Origin of the sequence: Candidatus Blochmanniella camponoti, assembly GCF_023585825.1 — a bacterium.
Taxonomy (GTDB): domain Bacteria; phylum Pseudomonadota; class Gammaproteobacteria; order Enterobacterales; family Enterobacteriaceae; genus Blochmanniella; species Blochmanniella camponoti.
The window spans coordinates 759,404-782,289 of sequence record NZ_CP097751.1; the positions used below are offsets into that span (position 1 = coordinate 759,404).

Below are 22,886 nucleotides of genomic sequence, written 5' to 3' on the forward strand. Positions count from 1 at the left end.
ATTACTAACTATTTTACAATGATATTAATTACTCTATTTGGAACATAAATGATATTATTTATTTTTTTTCCAATAAGATATTTATTTAAAACTCCCTCTGTTTCTAACAATTTATAAACTACATTCTTATCACTATTTAATGGCGCAAAAATTTTGTGTCGCATCTTTCCATTAATTTGTGCTAGAACGAGCGTTCTGTCATTTTGTATTGCTTGTGTATCTACAATAGGCCACGTTGCATTATCGATATCTTCAGATCCTCCTAAAGCCTTCCATAAAATAAAACTAATATGTGGAGTAAATGGATATAGCAGCCTCACTATTACTAATAAAGCCTCTTGTAATACTGCTCTATCTTGCATGCTTGTTTTAGGGGCATTGTATAACTTTTTTACTAATTTCATAATAGCCGATAAAGCAGTATTAAATGATTGCCTACGATCAATATCGTCAGTAACTTTTTCTATGGTTTTATGTACATTGTATCGAATAAATTTTTGCGCATGATTCAGTGTTACAACACGTAATGTATCTACAGGTCCATCTTGGATATGACGATATATTAAGTTCCAAATACGTTTAAGAAAACGCTGTGCACCTTCTATGCCAGATTCTTTCCATTCCAATGGTGCTTCAATTGGAGCAGCAAACATTATAAAAAATCGCACTGCATCTGCGCCATATTTTTCAATAATTATATTTGGATCAATACCATTATTTTTTGATTTTGACATTTTACACATTCCAGCATAAATTAAATCACGTCCGTTTTTATCAATAGCTTTGACAACACCTCCTATTCTATCACGTTTTATTGTCACATTAGTTGGGTCTACCCATATATGTTGGCCATTAGGAGACGCATAATAAAAAGAGTCTGCTAATACCATACCTTGACATAATAAACGTATTGCAGGTTCATCGGAATACACTAATCCTTCATCACGCATTAATTTATGATAAAATCGAAAATATAACAAATGCATAATAGCATGTTCAATTCCACCTATATATTGATCAACTGGCAACCAATAATTAGCAGCACGCACATTTAACATCGCTTCATGATAATGAGGACAAGTATAACGAGCATAATACCAAGATGACTCCATAAAAGTATCAAAAGTATCAGTATCACGAATGGCTGTTTGTCCTTTATAAGTAGTTTGAATCCAATTAGGATACATTTTTAAAAAACTATTGACATATCCATCGTCACTTCTTTGTATAGTTGACATATTTTTTGGAAGAATTACTGGCAATCGATCCAACAGTACTGGCTTAACAACGCCGTTAGATAATGTTACCATAGGGATAGGAACCCCCCAATAACGTTGACGCGAAATACCCCAATCTTTTAAGCGATAATTCACTGTATGTTGGGCTGCACCGCGCGCAATTAACGATTTGACAATTGCGTTAGACGCAGTACAAGAACTTAATCCATCGAATTCACCAGAATTAAATAATATCCCATCACAAGTCATTGCTTGCATCGCAATATTTGGTTCAATTGCATCCAGATTCTTTATAACAGGTTTTATTGGCAGATTATATTTATGAGCAAATTCCCAATCTTGTTGATTATGAGCTGGGATTGATATAGCTGCTCCTATTCCATCATACTCCATAGGTATTACAAAATTGGCGACCCAAATTGGTAATTTACTATTAGTAATCGGATGTATTGCATAGATATGAGTAGGCATGCCCTTTTTTTCAAAATAAAAAATATTTTTTTTGTTTAATTTAGTATAAAAATCGTTATTTTTTTGAATAAAGTGAGCTAAATTTAAATCAATTTTTGCCACCTGCAATGCTATTGGATGATCTGTAGATATGACTAAATAAGTAATTCCCATGAAAATATCTAGTCGAGTCATATATATTATCAACGTATCATTAGAATTTTCAATTTTAAAAGTAACATTTACGCCTTCTGAACGCCCAATCCAATTTCGTTGCATAACTTTTACTTGTTCAGGCCAATATGCTAATTGATCTAATCCATGTAACAATTGATCCGCATAATTAGTAATTCTTAGAAACCATTGCGGAATTCTTTTATATTTTACAGGGGTATGACAACGCCAACAGCAATTATTAATAACTTGCTCATTAGCCAAAACCGTTTTGTGATATGAGCACCAGTTTACTGATGCGGTTTTTTTATATACTAAACCTTTTTTATATAATACAGTAAAAAACCACTGTTCCCATCGATAATATTCTGGGTGACAAGTTATAAGCTCTCTATCCCAATCATAAGCAAAACCTAATGATTGCAATTGACTTTTCATATAACTAATATTAGAGTACGTCCAGGTTGATGGGTCTGTATTATTTTCAATTGCAGCATGTTCTGCAGGTAATCCAAAAGCATCCCATCCTATAGGTTGTAATACATTTTTTCCAAGCATGCGTTGATATCGAGAGATCACATCTCCAATTGTGTAATTACGCACATGCCCCATATGTAAGTTTCCAGATGGATAAGGAATCATAGATAAACAATAATATTTTTCTTTATTACTGTCTTCTATGACTGAAAAAGTCTTATTTTTATACCAATGTTTTTGAACAGCCCTTTCAATATCGCTTGGAGAATATGATTTACGCATAATAAATATCACAATAAATTAAAAAATGTTAATTAATTAATAATTGCAGTTAATTACAAATATTAATATTTATCTAGATAAACATTGTTTTGATCCAATAAAAATAGCGAGTATATAACAATATATATGTAATTAATAATATTTAATCAATTTTGTTTATATTTTATAAGAAACGTTTATTTTAATACTTAATAAAAAGTATAGCATATTCTCTTTGAGATCTCTGTGTAATTATATACTTCTTCATTTTGAAGATTTGATAAAAATTTTTAAAATTATATATAATTTTTACATTTAAAAATTAGAAATATATATATAATAATTCCCAAAAAAAACCAGGATCCAAATTTTGCATATGGTGTTAAACCTGTGGTTGGAATGACCTTGTCACTAAGCACTGCGGAAATGAATTGAGGCAGTTGTGCTTGCAGAGAACCATCTGCATTAACAATCGCAGTAATTCCATTGTTTGTGCTACATAATAAAGGTCTTCCTAATTCTAGGGCACGCATACGAGCCATTTGGAAACATTGCCATGGTCCAATAGAATGACCGAACCATGCATTATTTGCAACAGTTAATAAAAAATCAGTATCAGATTTAAAATTATCACGTATTTGTTTACCAAGAATTATTTCATAACAAATAGCAGTAGTCATTTTTACGCACGATACACTCAATTGTGGTTGAAAATAACAACCTTCTTGCATAAAAGGCACAGGTACATTAAAAAAAATCAGTAGTGATTTAAAAAATCTCTGAAATGGAAACTTTTCGGACCATAACACTAAATGATGTTTATCATATCGATTGCGATTCGGATATTTATAGGGTTCAGATTCTCCTAGTACTATAACACTATTATAGTAATGATAATAGTTTTTAGCGTAACGTATTCCAATAATTCCGGTAATTAAATTCGTTTGAGATTGTCTACATTTATGATCTAATAATGTTAAAATGGTATTATGCTCAATTTCATTTCCCGGAATAGCTGATTCAGGCCAAATAACTATTTTTGTTTGGCCAAGTAAAGGTAAGGTATGGCTTATATATGTCTGCAGTATTTTTTCTACATAATTAGAATTCCATTTTATATGTTGATCAATATTACCTTGCACCAAAGAAACGTGAACAGCGCGTTGTGGCTGCAAATGATACCATTGTATTCGTGTTAAGGGTGATAATAATAATAATATTCCAAAAGATATGGTAATTGACGATAATTGCGCTCTTTTGATAGAAACAGCCAATAATCCACTGATTAAAATAAGAGTAAATGTAATGCCTTCTACACCAAAAATAGGGGCAATACCTTTGAGGGGGCCATCAATTTGACTATATCCAAATTGTAGCCATGGAAATCCGGTGAGCATATACCCCCTGATATATTCAACAATTGACCATATTACTGGAGCAGCGCTGACTGCACACCATATAGTTGTATATGATTGCATCAGTGACAATAAGACAGAAAATAATATAGGAAACAGTATTAGATATAACACCAAAAAAACAATTAATAAAATATTGATACAATTACACATATTACTAAACTGATCTATACTTATATAGATCCATTGTAACCCGCTACCAAAAAATCCAATACCCCAAAAAAATGTATTCCATGCGGCTTGTTTCCATGTAGAATCTAAAATTGTTTTTAAAAAAACAGTTAAAGAAATAATACTAGCTGGCCAAAAATTATATGGAGAAAACCCCAAAATACCGAATGCTCCAAATAACAACACTGTAAAAAACCCAAAATATTGTTTATATTTATAATATGTAGTAACAACAAAAATCATATCTATAAATTATTTTCTTTAGGTGTATATAATGAGTTTTTGGGAATGTGTACAAGTAATTGCACAATACGATGACTGTCTATAAGTGTAACTTTAAATTTGTAGCCTAAAATATCAATAGATTCTCCATTTGTAGGTAAATGACCGAAAGATTGCATAATAAAACCCCCGATAGTATCTATTTCTTCATTATGAAAACAGGTGTTAAACATTTTATTAAAATCTGCAACAGGGGTTAGTGCGTTAATAATAAAAGTATGTTGGTTTATTTGACAAATATTAAAACTATCTTTATTATCGTATTCATCTTCAATCTCACCAACAATTAATTCTAATATGTCTTCGATAGTAATCAGTCCAGACATTCCTCCAAATTCATCTATTACAATAGCCATATGACAGCGTTGTAGACGAAATTCTTGTAACATTCTATCTACGCCTTTATGTTCTGGCACTACCATTGCTGGACGTAAAATTTTATCGATACTACATGGTTGTGATTTTTTTAATATGAATGGTAATAAATCTTTAGCAATCAAAACACCCTTAATTTTATCCTGATTGCCATATAACACTGGGAATCTAGAATGAGCAGATTCTATAATAATGTTAAGTTGTTCATCCCAAGACTGGGTATTTTTCAAAAAAATAATTTGCGCCCTAGGCACCATAACATCTCTAACTTTTTGTTCAACAATATCCATAACCCCTTCTAACATATCTCGAGTATCTGAATTTATCAAAGAATTTTGTTCAAAATCACGTATTAAATTTAATAAATCATTGCGATTTTTAGGACTACTATGAAAGAGATGATGTAGTATAAAAGTGAAAAAACTTTTTTTACGAATAGAATTAACGTTCTCCTCTGAATTATTATTATTCATAATATTATTTACTATATCTTATAAAGATTTTATTAGTTATGTGCAACATGGCAACACGTTCGATATCCACATTGCTGAAGTATATTTCTTTCTACTCGTTGCATTAATATAGCTTCTTCGTCCACAATATGATTATACCCTAATAAATGTAGTGACCCATGAATTATCATATGCGCCCAATGCGATCTACCAGGTACATTTTTTTCTTTAGATTCATATTCTATGATCTGGCGACAAAGCACTACATCACCAAGTAATGGGGATTTCATTTCCAATGGCGGCGTAAAAGGAAATGATAAAACATTAGTGGGGTAATCTTTTTTTAAATAATACCAATTTAAATAGTGCATCTCTTTTATATCTACTATACGCACAGTTAATTCTATTTTTTTTTTATATACAGAAAATATAGCAGATACCCACGACTGAAACATTTTCCGATTAGGTAATCCATGCAAATTTTTACATGCTAATTGTAAATTGATAATCATTTGATTATTTGTCATCCATTAATCCTTTATAATAATAATTATTAATCGCTATTATTTATTTTATTTACAATTTCATTTACAATCATTCTCATGTATATCTATATATCTTGTGATGTATATTTAAAATTCTTTTTTCTTATCCCATGCTTCGTAAGCATCTATTATGCGACTTACTATTGCATGACGTACCGAATCTTCTTTAGTAAAAAAATTAAAACTAATATCTTTAATTACGGGTAAAACTTTAATGGCATGTGTTAAACCAGATGATTGATTAGATGGTAAATCAATTTGAGTGATATCTCCAGTAATAATCACTGTAGAATGAAATCCAATGCGGGTTAAAAACATCTTCATTTGAGTAATAGTTGTATTTTGGCTTTCATCAAGAATAATGACAGAATCATTCAGTGTACGTCCGCGCATATAAGCTAATGGAGCTACTTCTATTATATTTTTTTGTATCAATTGCTCTACTCTTTCGCGCCCAAGTATATTAAATAAAGCATCATATAATGGACGCACATAGGGATCAGATTTCTGATTAAGATCGCCCGGTAAAAAACCTAATTTCTCTCCTGCTTCAATAGCAGGACGAGTTAAAACAATATGTTTGTTTTTTTTACGTTCTAATAAATCTACCGCAGCAGCTATAGCTAGATACGTTTTCCCGGTCCCTGCAGGTCCTATTCCAAAAGTGATATCATGATTAAAAATATTATAAATATATTTTGATTGGTTTTGTGTACGAGGCTTTATTATCCCATGTTTTGTTTCAATTTGTATCAGAGTATTGCGAATTGTTTTTGTACATTTATATTGAGTTTGTAATATCTGGATCTGTTTAATAGTTAAATATACTTGCTCTGGATCAATGTCATGAATCACACCACATTCGGTCTCTGTATCCGAATATAGAGACACCAAAGCATTAGTAGCAGCATTAACTGATACTGATGTTCCTATTAATCTAAAAAAATTATCACGCCTATTGATAGTAATATTCAATTGAGATTCTAATTGCTTCAAATTATCATCAAAAGGTCCGCATAGACTGATCAAACGTTTATTATTTGCTGGTTGTAATCTAATTTCTTTAGTTTCTAAATTCAAACATTACCCCTAAATTAATCAGAATAAAAATAATTGATAATGACACTTACATTGAATTAATATATTAAATGTAAGACGTAACATTATTTAGAAATAAAAAAATCCATCATCATAAGTGATGAGAAATTTTCAACATATTCATGTTTTTAAATACATGCTGTAAATTTGAAAAATAAACAATAATAAGTATAACAACATATTAAAAATATAAACAAAAACTAACTTAATTTACTAATTTATATCGATAAATTAGTAACATACTGAAGGTTAAAACAATTGCAATTGTATGTCAAGGACATATGATTGCAATTAAATCTTTAAATTTTTAAATATTTATTTAATTTGAAATTCCTATATGTTATATGCTCGATTACTTACGTAAATTCATATTCTCTGTATAAAATCTTAACATCATATAAAAATATACTTATATACAGATTAACCTTTATGTAGATAATAAAATATTATGAATAAATTATTCTGTGATGTATTAATATTTGGCGCTGGTATTATAGGTGCATCTTTAGCATTACGTCTTTCTAAATCTGGTATTAAAGTAATCATAGTAGATCATACACATCCTGTTCCCATGAAAAAAAAACCGCATATTCGAGTTGCTGCTATTAATTATGCTTCAATAGAATTTTTGAAACAAATTAATATATGGAAAAAAATTCCTTCCAATTTTTGCACACCATATCACCGCCTAGAAGTATGGGAATGCCCAGCATCAAAAGTAATTTTTCATGCCATATCTGCAGGGGTATCCACAATGGGGTGCATTATTGAAAATAATCGGTTACAATCAGCGCTTTGGGAAGATTTCGTAAACTTCAAAACAATAACATTATATTGCCCATCTACATTAGTATCCACACATTATGACGGTTTTTGTTGGCGATGTATTCTTGATAATGGTGTCGTAGTTGTTAGTCGTTTATTAATAGGAGCTGATGGAATTTATTCTCAAGTTCGAAAAATATTAGGAATCGGGGTAATTGGTTGGAAATATCGTCAATTTTGTATGTTACTCACCATTAAAACAGACAAATGCAAAAGTGGAACAATTTGGCAAATATTTACTCCTTGTGGTCCTATAGGATTTTTACCTCTATATAATCATTGGGGATCATTAATGTGGTACAATACTTCTGAGCGTATTCAGGAGTTACAACAATTACCTGTAGCAATGTTGGAAAAAGAAATCGAGAATAATTTTCAAAAACAACTAGGTAACGTTAAATTACACAATATGACTGTAGTTCCATTAATTCGTCAATGTGCATACAACTACATAACTTCAGGAGGGGCGTTAGTTGGAGATGCTGTGCATTCTTTACATCCTTTAGCAGGACAAGGAATAAATTTAGGACTTCGTGATGTCATGAGTTTATCACAATTACTAATTAATTCACGTGTTTTTGACGAGTATTCGAGTATTTCAGAAGTGTTGATATCCTATCAAAAAAGCCGTAAATATGACTCTTTCCTCATGCAATCATGCATAGATTGGCTATACGTTATTTTTCATAATAATTACTTGCCACTAAAAATAGCTAGGAACATTGCATTTATGACAGTTGAACGCTCCTTGTATCTAAAAAGAAAAGTATTAAAATATGCTTTAGGTGTATAAGAATACATTACAGTATTATGACACTATATCAAATATAGTGAGATTTCAAATTTATCTTGAATTTAATTATAAAAATAAAATGTTTATACTTATATTACTACATGCATTATACATGCAAAAATGCTTCCTACTTAAATATATTTTGATTGTTCATCTTTATTAATCATTAATGAAAATGATATAGACTTTAAACGCGCAACATTTTATATTTGTTGTTCAAGTATAAAAACGTGAAAATCTACTGGGGCACCAGGATTCGAACCTGGGAATGGCGGGATCAAAACCCGCTGCCTTACCGTTTGGCTATGCCCCATTTATCATGAAAATACTTACTCATGTATATTTTTATATTTATGTATGTATTTCTTTTTATATTCACTTAAACAAACAACATACGGGAGGCGAGATTTGAACTCGCATACTTCTCAGTATCAGATCCTAATTCTGACGCGTCTACCTATTTCGCCACTCCCGCTTTGCGCTGATCTGATCATATAAATAGCTACGACGGGACTTGAACCTGTGACCTCAGCATTATGAGTGCTGCGCTCTAACCTACTGAGCTACGTAGCCAATATTTTATATTATACTGTGTTATGATCCAGTTACGAACTGAAACATATAAATTTATACCACATTATGCAACAATTATAAAATATCCGTCAACTTTCTTTTATGTATATAAAATGGGTATATTTTTAGTTGTTATGTAAACTTGTAATTTTTTTAATAAAATTACAAAAAATACATGACATACTTATATGAACACATTCATATAAAAATAACTAATAATTTAATTGATTCAAAAAACAAAAATAGAATGTTTCTGCATAGAAACATTTATTATGAAGCTATTTCACATAATAATTCAGCCTTATTTATATGTGAATAAGATAACGTATAATTTATAGTAATAAAAATTTAAAATTGTTACTTTAATACTAAAAAATCATTAATGAGATAAAACATTCTATCATGAATAAACATTTATTTAAGCATAATGTCTATATGTAGTCGAATTTATGAAAATGATGTATTCACTATTTTTCCGTTAACTATGGTTTTTTTTATTTGATAATCTGCATTAAAAACAGTTAAATTAGCAATTTTATTTATTTCTAAGCTACCTAAACAATGGTCCATTCCGATAGCTTTGGCTGGATATAAGGTAGCCATACGCACAGCTTCATCTAATGGTATTCCAGCATATTTAACACTATTTTTTATTGCTTGAATCATTGTTAAAGTCGATCCACTAAGTATGCCTTTACTGTCCACACATATGTTATTACGATGATATATAGTTTTGTTAGAAAAAAGAAAACGGGATCTAATTTTATTAGATCCCGCAGGACTAGTGGCATCAGTTACTAAAATTAAACGATCTCCTTTAATTTTTTTAGCATATCTAATATTAGCCCAATGAACATGCAAACCATCTGCTATAACACTGCAATATATTTCTGGCACATCAAAAATAGCTCCGATCACACCAGGTTCACGAGCAATTAATGGAGGCATAGCATTAAATAAATGGGTTCCAAAACTAACACCGTATGAAAAACTAAATCGTGCTTGTTCATAAGTAGCGTTAGAATGTCCAATTGCAACACAAATACCTGATTTTTTTAATTTTTGAATAAATATCATATCTAATTGTTCAGGAGCAAGAGTTATTTTTCTGATAACATCACTATTCTCACACAGATAACTTATCATCTCTTTTGTCGGCAAACGAATCAATATCGGGTTATGTATACCTCTTTTTATAGAGTTTAGGAATGGCCCTTCCAAGTGTAATCCCAAGGCCTGATTTTTATTTGTAGATAAAAAAACGCGCATGACATCAACAGCTCGTTGCATCAAAACATTATTACTAGTAATTAACGTTGGAAGAAAACTAGTACACCCTGAAAATTGGTTAGTTATCTGCATTTTTTTAAGCGTACATATTGATATTGCATTTATATGATCGTTGAATTGTACGCCTCCGCACCCATTAATTTGTAAATCTATAAATCCAGGTGTCAATAAAGACCCTGACAAATCATGTATATCTATGTTTTTAGGCAATTCGCTATTCAAACAAATAGCTTTAATAATATTCTTAGAAACGATAAGCGCATGATTATCAATAATTTCCTTGCCAGTATATATTGTACTATTAGTTAAAGCATACATATTTTAGAAATTACATTATAATTGTCTGATTATTTATTTCTAGTTCTTGAAAATACTTGACCGTTTTCATTTTTAATTCCATAGTTGATAACTCATCGCATACTAATACTGATTTAGGGTGCAACTGTAAACAACTAATAGTCCACATATGATTAACGTTGCCTTCAATTGCCGCTTGTACTGCCACTGCTTTATTTACTCCAGTTGCTATTATTATTATTTCTCGTGACTCCATTAATGTAGCAATTCCAATAGTTAACGCAAATTTAGGGACAGAATCAATATTATTATTAAAAAACTTAGCATTTGATACACGAGTTTCTTTACTTAAATTTTTAAGTCTAGTGCGCGATGTTAAAGAAGAGCCAGGTTCATTGAAAGCAAGATGTCCATCACTACCAACCCCTCCTATCAGCAAATGAATACCCCCATATAATTTTATTTTTTCTTCATATCGTTTACATTCATCTTTAACATTATTAGTATCTCCATTTAAAACGTAGACATTTTCTTTAGGAATATCAACATGATCAATAAAATTTGTATGTATAAAAGTATAATAACTTTTTGAATCTGCGTGAGATAAACCAAGATATTCGTCCATAGTAAATATTACTACATATTTAAAACTTACTTGATTAGACCGATGCAGTGCTATAATATTTTTGTAAGTCTTTATTGGAGTTCTGCCTGCAGGTAAACCTAATACAAACGGATTGTCGATGGTAGGATGAAAAGAATTAATACGGCAAACAACGTAGTGCGCAACCCATTGAGCAACGTGATCAGAGGTATCTAAAAATATAACTCTCATATAAAGATCCTTGTTTAATTGAGTTGATAATAAACCGTCCTATTTTATTTAAAAACTAATAAAACACTATAAATTATATACAATTGTGGTTAATTGCGGACCTTATGCAATCTTTTTTTTAAAATTAAAGATAACAATTTTGTTAGCACAGTACTGTAATGATAAAAATCATAGAAATAAACACACCTCATTGAATAATTAGTTCTTTACGTGTTCCAGCAGTTATCGAACAATTATGCATATCAACGCATGATTATTTACACGATTATTTTAATAATTAAATACATGCGTTTGTCTCTATTATGCAAATATCTCGTATATTTATTAAAAAATTACATATTCCTGTTCATTACAACCATCTTTAAATAAAGATCTACGATTAATTTATTTTAAAAAATGTTATTTTGTTCGCAATAAAACTAACACGAATATATTCTATACAGAAGTACTAAAATTTACAACAGCAAAGTAACGTTTATATTATTCTCAATCTGAGTAATAATGAAGATCTACAGAATTACCTACTTGTTGATCTAAAACAAAATATTGTAAAGACTATAATGTTTATACAAAAATATATAGATACCAATCTACATTGGTTTGTATATGTAAAATATGACATCTTAATTATAAAAATAGAATCTATTATTACTTGATTTGTATTGCAGTTATTCCGCGAATATATCTACATTCTATATAACAATTATAACGCTGTTAAATATTTTCAATTTTAATTAATGTACTTGTCAACATATTATGTAAGCGCATGTTATAATTGTTATATAGAATGATGTTTTTTTAAAAATTTTTATATTTTTATGTAACAATCTTAATTTGATATTATCATTTAAATAAATAAAGATATATTATCTACGGATTAGCAGCGATGATGTATATTCACAAAAGGATGAAAAATGAAAATTCTTATGAATTATCGACCTAATTTTATTAACCATATTATTGATAAAGATTTGAAATCAAAGAAATATACTGATGTGCGCACACGATTTCCTCCAGAACCTAATGGATACTTACATATTGGACATGCTAAAGCTATTTGCCTTAATTTTGGTATTGCTCAATATTATCATGGTCAATGCAATTTACGAATTGATGATACCAATCCAGAAAAAGAACACAAAGAATATGTTGAAGGTATAAAATATGACATTCAATGGCTTGGATTTATGTGGCATGGAGATGTACATTATTCATCAGATTATATTGAAGAATTGTATAACTATGCTATCAAATTAATTAAAAAGGGATTAGCATATGTAGACGAATTATCCATAGATGAAATTAAAAAATATCGGGGAACATTAACACGTTCTGGTAAAAATAGCCCATGCCGATCTCGTAGTATTAAAGAAAATTTGATTTATTTTTCTAAAATGCGAAATGGGGAGTTTCTAGAAGGTAAGGCTTGTTTACGCGCTAAAATTAATATGGCTTCTTCTTCTATGGTGATGCGAGATCCGGTATTATATCGTATTAAATACACTCCACACCATCGCATTGGAAAAAATTGGTGTATTTATCCAACATACGATTTTAGTCATTGTATTTCAGACGCAATAGAAGGTATTACTCATTCTTTATGTACTTTAGAATTCCAAGAGAATCGTATTTTATATAATTGGATATTAAATAATATTGATATAAATACACATCCTGCTCAATATGAATTTTCTCGACTTAACTTAAAATATATAATCACATCTAAACGTAAACTTAGTATATTAGTTACAAAAAACATAGTTGATGGATGGGATGATCCTCGAATGCCTACTATTTCTGGATTACGACGCAGAGGATATACAGCCAGATCAATTCGCGAATTTTGTCATCGTATCGGCATCAGTAAACAAGAAAGTCAAATAGAATTATCACTTTTAGAATCATGTATTCGTGCAGATTTAAACAAACATGCGCCGCGACTTATGGCGGTAATCAATCCAATGAAAATTGTTATTAATAATTTACCTGTAGGATATGAAGAAAAAATAGAAATGCCAAATCATCCTAATAACTCTGATATGGGGGTTCGTCATGTCATTTTTAGTCAAGAAATTTTTATTGATCGTTTTGATTTTTGCGAAATGTTAAATAATAATAAATGTTATAAATTAACCTTGGGGCAGGAAATACGATTGAGATATGCTTATGTCATAAAAGCAGAGAGTGTCAAAAAAGACAAAAATGGGAATATCATTTGTATTTACTGCAGTTACGATCCATTTACTTTACATAAAAACCCAGTAGATGGCAGAAAAATTAGCGGAGTAATACATTGGGTATCAGCAGCAAGAAACATATCAGCTGAATTTCGTCTATATGATAAATTATTTATTCACCCTAATCCTTCTGTTGCAAGCAACTTGATTTCCAATATCAATCCTAAGTCTTTAATAATTTCTCAAGGAGTTGTTGAAGAAAATATAATTCACTCCTATAGCTCTGGTCCGTATCAAATTGAACGAGAAGGATATTTTATCCTAGACCATCATTATTCTAAAAAATCTTATCTAGTATTTAACAGAACTGTAACCTTAAAAGAATCTAAAAATCACTAAAGAAATACATTCAAATTGTTATATAATTATACCTGGATAATATTTCTACTGATTAACTATAAACTATACCACAAACATAACAACAGCACGCTTATATAAAACTAATCATACCCCGTATATATGATGCTCAAAAATAGTTTGTAATAATCCTAATATTATATACAGTATCAATATAATCATTTTATTTGTTGTTAATATTCATCTCATTCCGAATTTGATTCACCCAATGTTGTACACGAATCTCGGTCATTTCAGGTTGGCGATCTTCATCAATAGCTAATCCCACAAACTTATTCGTATCAATTAAACTTTTTGAGGTGTCGAAATGATAACCAGACGCAGGCCATAATCCTGTAACAACAGCTCCGTTTTTCAAAATAATATCGTATAAAATGCTCATTGCATCACAAAAATATTCTGAATAATCTTCTTGATCTCCACATCCAAAAATTGCTACTTTTTTCCCAGAAAAATCAATGTTTCTTAGCACAGGCAAAAAAATATCCCAATCACATTGGGGTTCTCCATAATACCAAGTAGGAATTCCAAACAATAAATTATCATAATTTTCTATATCTTCTTTAGAGCTCATAGCTATATCAAAAACATCTGCGATATCCTTTCCTAACTGTGCTCGAATCATTTTAGCAAGTTTTTCAGTATTACCTGTATCACTACTAAAAAAAATACCTACTAACGCTGATTTCATAGTATTCCAACCCTATATGTTACATAACATAAATATATTTTTATTATCAATCAAAATGCATCTAACTTCGCAATATCACATCAAAGTGTCAACACAATCACAACGTTCATAATACCTGTATTATTACGGCTAATCAATTTTAATTAATCATTAATATTATTTGTTCACAATTACATAAATTTTTACAAAAAATACAAAATAAGATATATATTTAAAAATTAATGGATAATAAATTCACTAATCCTATTTAATACATATACAGAATTATCCCAATGCACCCAATGCCCTGCATTAGGTATCATGCAAATGTGTGCTTGCGGAAATTGATGATAAATATCGTGCAAATAACGATCATCAAGATACGAAGATAATGCGCCCCTAATAAACAATGCTGGACCCCACCAAGTTTGGTATGTGTTCCAATCACTGATATGAATATAATTATTTCTAATAGATGAAAAATTAAAAACCCAAGATCCTTGATGGAAAGATTTTAATAAAAACAATATTAATGTTTGGTCGATACAACACTGCTGCATAAGATACGCAGCTTCGTTTCTATTTTTTACTCCAGATATATTAACACGTTCAATTGCATGAAAAACATTATCATGATTATGTACATTATATTTTATTGGAGCTATATCAATAACCACAATTTTGCTTACACGTTGGGGGGCCAACATACATAGTGTCATAGCAACTTTACCACCCATTGAATGACCAATAACTATGCATTTGTTTATTAATAAATGATCTAGCAAATCTAAGATATCTTGTGCCATTACCGAATAATTCATAGATCGTTCATGAGGAGAACGACCATGATTACGTAAATCAACTTGTACAACACAACAATACCGAGCTATGCTTTTTACAATAATCCCAAGATTACTAAGATCACCGAAAAGTCCATGAAGTATTATGACTGGCATTCTTTGGCATACTGTTTTAAGCATTCGTAATCGATAATTAAGCTGCATATAATATATTTACTTATTAATAATAACACTGAGATATTGGTTATCACGATCTGAATAATATTTAATGTATTCAGTAGGTTATATATAAGAATACTTACTTAATAAGTATAGCCGTTATTTCGGCGTAATTTTTAAACACTGCTAATGCATATCTATGCATTAGCAGTGTTTAAAAATTAAATCTCATGTGATCATCGAAACGATGTTCTAATATTTCTTTATATATTAAAGCCCGAAAATTCCAATACCCCGGTAGACTCTACAAAAATGATATCATAATATTTTTTAAAATTTCATAAAATAATCAATTTAGGGGATTTTCGTATGAAGAATCATATCCATTCTGGACAACTAGCGTCACATAATGAAGTTATTAATACATCTCAATTAATAACAAAATATTATACTTTATCTCCCGATCCAAGTAATGATGCTCATAATGTTATATTTGGTACTTCAGGTCATCGTGGTAGTTCTCAGAGATACAGTTTTAATGAAGCACACGTATTAGCAATTAGTCAATCGATTGTACAAGTACGCACACAACAAGGTATAACTGGACCATGTTACATTGGAAAAGATACGCACGCTCTTTCTGAACCAGCGTTCATATCTGTACTTGAAGTATTAGCGGCTAATTTTGTCGATGTTATTGTTCAAAAAAACAACGGTTATACTCCAACCCCTGTTATTTCTCATGCTATCACTCAATATAATAAAAATCATCACAATAATCATTCAAAAAAAGCTGATGGTATCATCATTACATCTTCTCATAATCCACCTGAAGATGGCGGTATAAAATATAATTCAATATATGGCGGACCAGCTCCTACTAATATAACTCGCACAATTGAACAAATCGCCAACAAATTTTTAGTGAATAATTTACAACACGTACATCGTATGACGTTGAAAAACGCTTGGAAAAGCGGTTATATACACACACAAGATTTCATTCAAAATTACGTAAAAAAACTATCTACAATAATTGATATGCAAGCCATAAAAACATCCGGTTTGAAACTAGGAATACATCCCTTAAGTGGGTCAAGTATAGATTATTGGCAAAACATTGCCCAATTTTATCAATTAGATTTAAATTTAATCAGTGAAAAAATTGATAAAACTTTTAGTTTTATACATCTTGATTATGATGGCTGTATTCGATTAGATTGCTCTTCTGAATTCGCAATGGCTGGAGTATTAAAATCAAATGATAATTTTGATTTGCTTTTAGTTAATGACCCAGATTGTGATAGACATGGAATTATTACTCCTCTTGGTTTAATAAAACCTAATCATTACCTTATTATTGCAGCACATTATCTTTTTAACAATCGTCCATTATGGGGTAATCGTTCACTATTCATAGGAAAAACTTATGTATCTAGTATTATGATGAATCACGTAGCATACAATCTCTCTCGTCAATTGATAGAAGTACCAGTAGGTTTTAAATGGTTTGTACGAGGATTATTTAATAGTTTATTCGGTTTTGTAGGCGAGGAAAGCGCAGGAGCATCTTTCTTAGATTTTTATTGCTCTCCATGGTCCACTGATAAAGATGGGCTAATTATGTGTCTATTAGCGGCTGAAATGATTGCAGTTAGTGACAAATCTTTACAAAAATATTATAACCAATTAGTTCAAAATTTTGGTATATCCAATTATAATCGTATTCAATTACCTATTAATTACACACAAAAATCCATCATCTCCAACACATTATTTAATCAGATTAATATGAAAGAATTAGCAGATGATCCTATTACTAGGATCATAAATATGGGCTCATTAAAAAATCAAATATCCATGGATGGTGTAAAAATCATCACCCATAATGGTTGGGTGGCGTGTCGATTATCAGGTACTGAACCAGTATACAAAATTTATTGTGAAAGCTTTTTAAGTGTTTCTCATAGAAAAAAGATTGAAAAAGAAATAATAAGTATCATCGATACTATCATCAATCAATCTTAATGTAAAAGATACACGATTAATAAATTAAATACAGTAATATTGCATAATTACAGATTATTAATCTTTATTATTATTATTATTATTATCTAACAATACCTTATAAACAATAATATGAAATAGATATAAATAAGCAATTATATCTGCATTAGATATAGAATATATGTAATGTACGTTATTATTATGAACACTTAATATTTTAAGGTAAATTTATGTTTATTATTTCTGTGCAAAAATATAGACACATACAGTCACCATCAACGTCATTGATTACTATATCGTTAAATATTATTAATATTAGTGCGTATTTTTATAAAAATAAACACATTTTATTATGTTCATAATTTCTTATTATAAATAAGTCACCTATAAATATAGGCATTCGACATCATGTTTTTTTGAAACAATTCTTAAATAAAGCTATGTGCTTTAAATCAATACTGTATTCAATACAATATAGATCATCCGAAGAATATATTGTGATATGATAGTTGTTTTAATTATTTTGTATTAAATATATAATCTGGATATTACTTTCGATATATTTGACGCGCCGAATAACATGAACACATAATTTGAGCATGTGACTATCCAATTCATCCTCACACATGATACTATAGTTATTACTATTTTTAGATATCCATATACATATGTCGTATCGACAGTATTTTGCACATATAAATAGATTTGGTGGTCTTGTGTTGAAATGATCACATATATGATCTAAATCATTACCTGAGGAATCCTGAGGAATCGATTATATATTTTATAAAATTACATAATAAACTTTTTATAATTACGTTAAAACATATGTAGATATAAAATATAGACTCGTTGCTAATGTTAAAATTAATTGCATAAATAATGCATTCATAAAAACCAAAGACTATACATACTAAACTCAGCACACAAAACAATTTATTTTGTATTTTAATATTTTTATTTTGAAACACAGTACATTATTTAAAAGTAAAAACACCAATACCATTAACGCAATGAGATGCTGCTATTGCAATAATCATTTTTATTGTAAAAAAAATGAGTCTTTAGATCCGAAAAAATAACATATAACATCAGCATCACAAATGACATATCCACACTTTCTTACTTATTTATCTTTTATTAAGTAAAACGAATTAATCTTTAATAAGACTAAAGAAATGTAATTTTTTGCAACAAAATATCTTTGAAATACAGCATTCTTATTATCTAAAAGCTATGCCTTTTGATTACATGATGATTATCGACAATATCTTCCAGTATAATAATATCTAATGCAACTAATAAATATTTAGTATGTTAAGTTATTCAACTTTAGGGTGTCATAAAAGATATTAAACACTAAAACTCAATACTTTAGTAAAGTATTACCAAATTTAAATTCTATTATTTTTATAATTATTTTTTTTGATCAGGATAAAAACAAATTTATGATCTAGTTCACCTCATTGTTGCATATATGTACCCTTTTTAAAAATTAAAAAATTGAATTCAATTCTAAATTTTTTAATATTATTAAATTGTTAATAATATACAGGATGTGATATTATGCCCAATCTAATCGTTCTTTATAATACCGGATTGATTAACGTAATCTAGAGGTATCAAAACAAAAGATAATATATGTATATATACTTGAAAATAATTGTATTTGTAAGATAAAACAATAATAATAATAATCCATCTTTATATCATATATTATCTTTTGTTTTGTGATGTTTTAAGGACGTATCGTGCGTCGCTTGCAAGCATATTTTTACCATTATATATTTAAGAGTGTGTATATGATCAAAAAAAATCAAAGACCAATATATTTAAATATCAGAACTATACGATTTCCCATTACTGCTATTGCTTCTATTTTACACAGAATCTCCGGAATTCTGTTATTCATAACAATTGGTCCAATTCTTTGGATGTTAAAATTATCTTTATCTTCTAATAATGAATTTTGCAAAATTCATCGGTTTCTATTAATGAATCATTATATTTTTCAGTTTATGTTTTGGATAGTTACAATCTTACTGATTTATCATATATTTGCTGGTATCCGTCAAATATTAATGGATTTCGGGTGTTTAAATCAAACGTTACTAATAGGAAAAATTAGTGCAAAGATTATATTTGTATTAACCATTTTGTTATCTATTTTCATTGGAATTTTGATATGGTATCCATTAAATCAATCTTGAAATGTCACGGAGTATACGAATGGTTGCTAGTACGAATTTCAGCTGTCTGGATGTTGCTATACATTGTGTATATTTCTATTTTTATTATTTCTGCTAACAACCTATCCTATGATAAATGGTACGATTTTTTTAGCAAAAACACCACTAAAATATTTAGTATCATGGTTTTATTATCTGCCCTAAGTCATGCTTGGATTGGCATGCGCCACATACTAGAAGACTACATAACACTACCTGTATTAAGACAATTAGGAGTATGGATAACCAGTTCTATATTATTCGCATATTTATTTTTTGGGATGATTATCATTTGGAGTGTATAGATGCATCAGATACCAGTTAAAGAATTTTTTTCTATCGTCATAGGAGCTGGCGGCGCGGGTATGCGTGTTGCATTACAAGTTTCTAAAATGGGGTTTTCTTGTGCCTTAATATCTAAAGTCTTTCCTACACGTTCACATACAGTATCTGCTCAAGGAGGGATTACGGTTGCTCTCGGTAATAATCACGAAGATGATTGGCAATGGCACATGTATGATACTGTAAAAGGATCTGATTACATAGGAGACCAAAATGCTATTGAATATATGTGCAAAACAGGACCTAAAGCAGTTCTAGAGTTAGAACATATGGGGTTACCATTTTCTAGACTAAAAAATGGTCGTATTTACCAACGTCCATTTGGAGGACAAACTTTATATTATGGAAAAAAACAAGCAGCACGTACTGCTGCAGCTGCTGATCGTACTGGACATGCACTATTACATACCTTATATCAACAAAACTTGAAGAATAAAACAACCATATTTTCAGAATGGTACGCATTAGATTTAGTAAAAAATCAAGATGGAAGAATACTTGGTTGTGTTGCTTTTTCTATTGAAACAGGAGAATTAACATATTTTAAAGCACGTGCTACAGTACTTGCAACTGGAGGAGGAGGACGCATTTATCAATCTACCACCAATGCCCATATCAACACAGGGGATGGAATTGGCATGGTATTGCGAGCAGGTATTCCTGCTCAAGATATGGAAATGTGGCAATTTCATCCCACTGGCATAGCTGGTGTTGGGATCTTAGTAAGTGAAGGATGTCGTGGTGAAGGAGGATATCTTTTAAATATTGCAGGAGAAAGATTTATGGAGCGTTATGCTCCTAATGTAAAAGATTTAGCCGGACGTGATGTGGTAGCTCGAGCAATTATGTTGGAAATTCAAGAAGGTCGAGGTTATTCGGGTACATGCGGTCCTCATGTTAAATTAAAAATAGATCATTTGGGAAAAGAATTATTAGAGTTACGATTACCTGGTATACTAGAATTAGTGCGTACTTTTTCTTATATAGATCCCGTAAAAGAATTAATTCCAGTATTTCCTACCTGTCATTACATGATGGGTGGTATTCCTACAACGGTGCGTGGAGAAGTAATTACTGTAAACAATGCGGGTACAGATACGATAGTACCAGGTTTATTTGCGGTTGGAGAAACTGCTTGTGTATCAGTACATGGGGCTAATCGACTAGGTGGAAATTCTTTATTAGATTTAATCGTATTCGGGCATGCTACAGGAACATATATACAAGCGTATTTATCAGAAGAAGAATGGCCGGTTCGTGGGCCTACTGATTCTGATATAGAACGATCATTAGCTCGTTATATTCGCTGGAATAACAACAAACCGGGTGCAACAGAAAATCCAGCAACAATACGTCAAGATTTGCAGTCGTGTATGCAAAACAATTTCTCTGTTTTCAGAGAAGAACAAAAAATGCTGAAAGGATTGCAAGAACTAAAAGAAATACGTAACCGATTAAACTGCGCGATTTTATCAGATAAATCTCATACATTTAACACACAGCGTGTTGAATGTTTAGAATTAGATAATTTATTAGAAACTGCTTATGTAACTGCTATGGCTGCCATTTTTAGAACCGAAAGCAGAGGAGCTCATAGTCGTTATGATTTTCCCATGCGTGATGATAAAAATTGGTTGTGTCATACATTATATTTACCAAAAAATGATATTATGATTCGTCGTAATGTGAATATGCAACCAAAATTTCGTTCTCCTTTTCCTCCGAAAACTCGTGTTTATTAAAAAATGGAGTTTAAATATGCAAATTAAATTTTCCATTTACCGTTATCATCCTGAAATCAGTAAAAATGCCTGCATGAAAAATTATACGCTTAATTTATTACATGCAAAAAATATGACATTATTAGATGCCTTAATTAAATTGAAAGAACAAGATCCAACTTTAACATTTCGTCGTTCTTGTAGAGAAGGAGTATGTGGTTCTGATGGCATGAATATAAATGGCACAAATAATCTGGCATGCATTACTTCATTAAAGCAATTATATGATAGTAATCATCAGAATGCAATTGTAGTACGTCCATTATCTGGATTTCCAATAATCCGAGATTTAGTAGTAGATATGAGTCAATTTTTTCTTCAATATGAAAGAGTACAACCGTTTTTAATACATGACCGTTCCAATCAACAACCTCAATTTCTTCACGAACATTTACAATCTCCAGAAGAACGCTCTAAATTAGATGGATCTTATGAATGCATATTATGTGCATGTTGTTCTAGTGCTTGTCCCTCTTTCTGGTGGAATCCAGATAAATTTATTGGTCCTGCTGGATTATTGACCTTATATCGCTTTTTAATGGACAGCCGTGATACTAATGATCAAGAACGATTGGAACTTTTAAAAGATTCGTTTAGTATTTTTCGTTGTCATAACATTATGAATTGCGTTAGTGTATGTCCTAAAAAATTAAATCCAGCTAAGGCTATAGGCCATATTAAACGAATATTAGCAAAAAATTTGATTGGCATACAGAACATTTAAGAGAACAACAATATTATGAAGCACAATTTA

Annotated in this window: 16 protein-coding genes and 3 tRNA genes; 7 read left to right on the forward strand and 12 right to left on the reverse strand. The window is 30.2% G+C overall.

From position 1 onward, the window contains the following. Positions 1-8: 8 nt before the first annotated feature. From leuS to M9394_RS03210, 5 genes are all read right to left on the reverse strand, one after another. Positions 9-2,621: a leucine--tRNA ligase gene (gene leuS / locus M9394_RS03190; protein WP_250246832.1), complete on the reverse strand. Its 2,613-nt coding sequence runs from the start codon at positions 2,619-2,621 to the stop codon at positions 9-11. A 275-nt stretch (positions 2,622-2,896) separates the two neighbouring features. Next, positions 2,897-4,429 carry an apolipoprotein N-acyltransferase gene (gene lnt, locus M9394_RS03195; RefSeq protein ID WP_250248173.1) on the reverse strand — a complete coding sequence of 511 codons (1,533 nt, stop codon included), beginning with the start codon at positions 4,427-4,429 and terminating at the stop codon, positions 2,897-2,899. Between the two features lie 2 nt (positions 4,430-4,431). Beyond that, complete coding sequence (corC, locus tag M9394_RS03200) at positions 4,432-5,316, reverse strand: CNNM family magnesium/cobalt transport protein CorC (protein WP_250246830.1); 885 nt, start codon at positions 5,314-5,316, stop codon at positions 4,432-4,434. 32 nt (positions 5,317-5,348) lie between these two features. Beyond that, positions 5,349-5,822: an rRNA maturation RNase YbeY gene (ybeY, locus tag M9394_RS03205; protein ID WP_250249985.1), complete on the reverse strand. Its 474-nt coding sequence runs from the start codon at positions 5,820-5,822 to the stop codon at positions 5,349-5,351. A gap of 105 nt (positions 5,823-5,927) precedes the next feature. Then, complete coding sequence (locus M9394_RS03210) at positions 5,928-6,920, reverse strand: PhoH family protein (protein ID WP_250249987.1); 993 nt, start codon at positions 6,918-6,920, stop codon at positions 5,928-5,930. 466 nt (positions 6,921-7,386) lie between these two features. Between M9394_RS03210 and M9394_RS03215 the strand changes: the two genes are divergently transcribed. Next, positions 7,387-8,556, forward strand: a complete 1,170-nt coding sequence (locus M9394_RS03215; RefSeq protein WP_250248175.1) for an FAD-dependent monooxygenase — start codon at positions 7,387-7,389, stop codon at positions 8,554-8,556. Between the two features lie 241 nt (positions 8,557-8,797). Here M9394_RS03215 and M9394_RS03220 read toward each other — a convergent pair. The 5 genes from M9394_RS03220 to nagB all read right to left on the reverse strand — a co-directional run bounded on the left by M9394_RS03220 (position 8,798) and on the right by nagB (position 11,551). Beyond that, positions 8,798-8,869 (reverse strand) — tRNA-Gln (locus M9394_RS03220). 80 nt (positions 8,870-8,949) lie between these two features. Further along, positions 8,950-9,031: transfer RNA gene (locus tag M9394_RS03225), tRNA-Leu, on the reverse strand. Positions 9,032-9,055: 24 nt separating this feature from the next. Then, positions 9,056-9,129 (reverse strand) — tRNA-Met (locus M9394_RS03230). A gap of 447 nt (positions 9,130-9,576) precedes the next feature. Beyond that, positions 9,577-10,737 (reverse strand): N-acetylglucosamine-6-phosphate deacetylase, encoded by a 1,161-nt coding sequence (gene nagA, locus M9394_RS03235; RefSeq protein ID WP_250247511.1) that lies wholly within the window; start codon positions 10,735-10,737, stop codon positions 9,577-9,579. 10 nt (positions 10,738-10,747) lie between these two features. After that, entirely contained in the window at positions 10,748-11,551 is an 804-nt protein-coding gene (gene nagB, locus M9394_RS03240) for a glucosamine-6-phosphate deaminase (RefSeq protein WP_250249989.1), read from the reverse strand. 914 nt (positions 11,552-12,465) lie between these two features. Between nagB and glnS the strand changes: the two genes are divergently transcribed. After that, positions 12,466-14,127 carry a glutamine--tRNA ligase gene (gene glnS, locus M9394_RS03245; protein WP_250247508.1) on the forward strand — a complete coding sequence of 554 codons (1,662 nt, stop codon included), beginning with the start codon at positions 12,466-12,468 and terminating at the stop codon, positions 14,125-14,127. A gap of 181 nt (positions 14,128-14,308) precedes the next feature. Here the strand turns inward: glnS and fldA are convergent, their stop codons facing one another. Further along, complete coding sequence (gene fldA / locus M9394_RS03250; protein WP_250248176.1) at positions 14,309-14,836, reverse strand: flavodoxin FldA; 528 nt, start codon at positions 14,834-14,836, stop codon at positions 14,309-14,311. 218 nt (positions 14,837-15,054) lie between these two features. Beyond that, complete coding sequence (locus tag M9394_RS03255) at positions 15,055-15,819, reverse strand: alpha/beta fold hydrolase (RefSeq protein WP_250248177.1); 765 nt, start codon at positions 15,817-15,819, stop codon at positions 15,055-15,057. A 324-nt stretch (positions 15,820-16,143) separates the two neighbouring features. Here M9394_RS03255 and M9394_RS03260 point away from each other — a divergent pair, with 324 nt between their 5' ends. The 5 genes from M9394_RS03260 (at position 16,144) to M9394_RS03280 (ending at position 22,856) form a co-directional block, all read left to right on the forward strand. Next, the gene (locus M9394_RS03260) at positions 16,144-17,802 is read left to right on the forward strand and encodes a phosphoglucomutase (protein ID WP_250248178.1); all 1,659 of its coding nucleotides are present in this window, start codon (positions 16,144-16,146) and stop codon (positions 17,800-17,802) included. A 1,781-nt stretch (positions 17,803-19,583) separates the two neighbouring features. Next, positions 19,584-19,991, forward strand: coding sequence for a succinate dehydrogenase, cytochrome b556 subunit (sdhC, locus tag M9394_RS03265; RefSeq protein ID WP_250249991.1), 408 nt, complete (start codon positions 19,584-19,586; stop codon positions 19,989-19,991). Beyond that, positions 19,967-20,314: a succinate dehydrogenase, hydrophobic membrane anchor protein gene (gene sdhD / locus M9394_RS03270; RefSeq protein WP_250248179.1), complete on the forward strand. Its 348-nt coding sequence runs from the start codon at positions 19,967-19,969 to the stop codon at positions 20,312-20,314. The genes sdhC and sdhD overlap by 25 nt, the downstream gene beginning before the upstream one ends. Then, on the forward strand, positions 20,315-22,093 hold the full coding sequence (gene sdhA / locus M9394_RS03275) for a succinate dehydrogenase flavoprotein subunit (protein ID WP_250247502.1): 1,779 nt from the start codon (positions 20,315-20,317) through the stop codon (positions 22,091-22,093). Positions 22,094-22,109: 16 nt separating this feature from the next. Continuing rightward, the gene (locus tag M9394_RS03280; protein WP_250247500.1) at positions 22,110-22,856 is read left to right on the forward strand and encodes a succinate dehydrogenase iron-sulfur subunit; all 747 of its coding nucleotides are present in this window, start codon (positions 22,110-22,112) and stop codon (positions 22,854-22,856) included. Positions 22,857-22,886: the final 30 nt, after the last annotated feature.